Raw genomic sequence first — 3,028 nt, 5'->3', positions numbered from 1 at the left:
CGGCCGACCGGGACGCACACGGCGTGCCGTGGAGCCGTCTCACCGAGGCGCCGGGCCTGGGAAAGCCCGACTTCCGCACTGTCCATCCGGTCCGCCAGCGCCGGGCCATGCTGAACCGGCTGTGCCAGGTGTGCGGCGGTCCCGCGAGCCGGACCGCCCGGGGGTGGCTGTTCCTCTTCCCGCACCCCGGCTCCGACGCGCTGTCATCCGACTAGCCGGAGGGCGTGCTCTGCCCGAAGCCACCGGTCTGCGTCGCGTGCGCCGACACCGCCCTGCGGCACTGCCCGCACCTGACCGCCCCCGTCGCCGTCAGGTCGCGAAAGCCCCGTCCGCGCGGGGTCTACGGCGACTGCCTCCTCCCCGGCCCGGACGGGCGACTTCTGCGCGTCCCCAGCGACGGCTACCTCCCCTACGGCCATCGGGACAGCCGGTGGTTCCTCGCGACCCAGCTCGTGCTCGAACTGCGCCGCTGCACCGTGGTCGACCTGGCCGCCGAACTCGGCAGGTGACTTCGACCCTCCCCAGGCGAGGGGGCGGAGGGCGGCGAAGACCGGTGGTACGCCGTACGCCGGGGCGGCGCGGCACGGGGGCCGGACGGCCGCGGCCCGCGCCGCCCCGGCCGCGCCCTCACCCCGGCCGCAGCCAGATCGTCGCCAGCGGTGGCAGCACCGGCAGGATGCTGGCCGGGCGGCCGTGCCAGCCGACCGGTTCGGCCTTCAGCGGGTCAGGGTTGGCCACGCCGCTGCCGCCGTACGCCGGCTCGTCCGTGTTCAGCACCTCCCGCCACACCGGGAAGGCGTCCGGCACGCCGATGCGGTACTCGTGCCGGACCACCGGCGAGAAGTTGCTGACCGCCAGCAGCGGCGAGCCCTCCGCGTCGTAGCGCAGGAAGGCCAGCACGTTGTCCTCCGCGCCCTCGCCCTCGACCCAGGAGAAGCCCTCCGGGGAGGTGTCGCGCTGCCACAGGGCCGGGGTGGCCGCGTACACGCGGTTGAGGGCGCGGACCAGGTCGCGTACGCCCCGGTGGTCGGGCTCGGCGGAGTACGACGGGTCCAGCAGCCACCAGTCGGGGCCGTGCGCCTCCGACCACTCCGCGCCCTGCGCGAACTCCTGGCCCATGAACAGCAGCTGCTTGCCCGGGTGGGCCCACATGAAGCCCAGGTAGGCGCGGTGGTTGGCGCGCCGCTGCCACCAGTCGCCGGGCATCTTGGACACCAGCGCGCCCTTGCCGTGCACCACCTCGTCGTGCGAGATGGGCAGGACGTAGTTCTCGCTGTACGCGTACACCATCGAGAACGTCATCTCGTGGTGGTGGTGCTTGCGGTGTACCGGCTCGTGGCTGAGGTAGCTCAGCGAGTCGTGCATCCAGCCCATGTTCCACTTCAGGCCGAAGCCGAGGCCGCCGAAGCCGCTGGGGCCCACGTGGTGGGTCGCGCGGGTCACGCCGTCCCACGCGGTGGACTCCTCCGCGATGGTGACCACGCCGGGGCAGCGGCGGTAGACGGTCGCGTTCATCTCCTGGAGGAAGGAGACGGCGTCCAGGTTCTCCCGGCCGCCGTGCGCGTTGGGTGTCCACTGGCCCGGCTCGCGCGAGTAGTCCAGGTAGAGCATGGAGGCGACGGCGTCCACCCGCAGGCCGTCGATGTGGAACTCCTCGCACCAGTAGACCGCGTTGGCGACCAGGAAGTTGCGTACCTCCGCGCGGCCGTAGTCGAACTCCAGGGTGCCCCAGTCGGGGTGCGCGGCGCGCAGCGGGTCGGCGGGCTCGTACAGCGGGGCGCCGTCGAACTCGGCCAGCGCCCACGCGTCGCGCGGGAAGTGCGCGGGCACCCAGTCCAGCAGCACGCCGATGCCCGCCTGGTGCAGCGCGTCCACCAGGTGGCGGAAGTCGTCCGGGCCGCCGAGGCGGGCCGTGGGCGCGTAGAAGCCGGTGACCTGGTAGCCCCACGAGCCGCCGAACGGGTGCTCGGCGACCGGCATGAACTCCACGTGCGTGAAACCCAGGTCCTTGACGTACGCGGGCAGCTGCTCGGCCAGCTGGCGGTAGGTCAGGCCCGGGCGCCAGGAGGGCAGGTGCACCTCGTACACCGAGAACGGCGACTCGTGCGCCGGGCGCCGGGCGCGCTGCGCCATCCAGGTCTCGTCGTGCCAGTGGTGGTGGGAGGCGCACACCACCGACGCCGTGGCGGGCGGGCGCTCGGTGCGGCGGGCCATCGGGTCGGCGCGCAGCGAGTGGGTGCCGTCCGGGCGGACGATCTCGAACTTGTACAGCGCTCCCTCGCCCACGCCCGGTACGAACAGCTCCCACACGCCGCTGGAGCCCAGCGACCGCAGCGGGAAGCCCGTGCCGTCCCAGTGGTTGAAGTCCCCGGCCAGCCGCACGCCGCGCGCGTTCGGCGCCCACACCGCGAAGCGGGTGCCGGTCACGCCCTGGTGCACCATGGGGTGCGCGCCGAGCGCCCGCCACAGCTGCTCGTGCCGGCCCTCGCGGATCAGGTGCAGGTCGAGCTCGCCGAGCGTGGGCAGGAAGCGGTACGGGTCGTGCAGCTCCAGGTCGCCCTCGCCGTACGCCACCAGCAGCCGGTAGTCGGAGACCTCCCGCAGCGGCAGCACCGCCGCGAACAGGCCGTCGCCCTCCGCGCGCAGCACCGCCCGCATCCCCGCCGCCAGGACGGTGACCGACTGCGCGTACGGGCGCAGGGTGCGCAGCAGCACGCCCTCGGGTACGGGGTGGGCGCCCAGCAGCGCGTGCGGGTCGTGGTGCGCGCCGGACAGCAGCCGCTCCCGCTCGGCCGGGTCCAGCGGCGGGGCGGGGTGCACGGCGTCCGCCGGGGGTTGGGCCGCTGAGGGTTGGGCCGCCGGGGTATGGGCCGTTGGGGGGTGGGCCGCTTGGGGCGGGGCTGCCGGGGCCGGTTCGTGCGGGGGCTGCGGGCTGTTTGGCGCGTCCGGGGCCGGGGGGCGGCCCGCCACCGGGCGCCGCGCCGCGCCCGGGCCCTCGCCCGGCGCGGGCTTCGGCGGGCCGCCGGAG

2 protein-coding genes and 1 pseudogene are annotated in these 3,028 nt (G+C 74.8%); 2 read left to right on the top strand and 1 reads right to left on the bottom strand.

Annotated elements, in window-relative coordinates; genetic code table 11:
• Both RKE29_RS29000 and RKE29_RS28995 read left to right on the top strand, forming a co-directional pair.
• Positions 1–215 (top strand): annotated as a pseudogene (locus RKE29_RS29000) (hypothetical protein); the annotation flags it as partial.
• A 9-nt stretch (positions 216–224) separates the two neighbouring features.
• Positions 225–509, top strand: coding sequence for a hypothetical protein (locus RKE29_RS28995; protein ID WP_312008687.1), 285 nt, complete (start codon positions 225–227; stop codon positions 507–509).
• A gap of 118 nt (positions 510–627) precedes the next feature.
• Here the strand turns inward: RKE29_RS28995 and glgB are convergent, their stop codons facing one another.
• A complete protein-coding gene (glgB, locus tag RKE29_RS28990) occupies positions 628–2,820 on the bottom strand; it encodes a 1,4-alpha-glucan branching enzyme (protein WP_312008686.1) in 2,193 nt (730 codons plus the stop codon).
• Positions 2,821–3,028: the final 208 nt, after the last annotated feature.

It is taken from the genome of Streptomyces sp. B1866, from assembly GCF_031932565.1.
Classification (GTDB): Bacteria; Actinomycetota; Actinomycetes; order Streptomycetales; family Streptomycetaceae; genus Streptomyces.
This window is presented reverse-complemented; position numbering and strand designations above follow the sequence as displayed.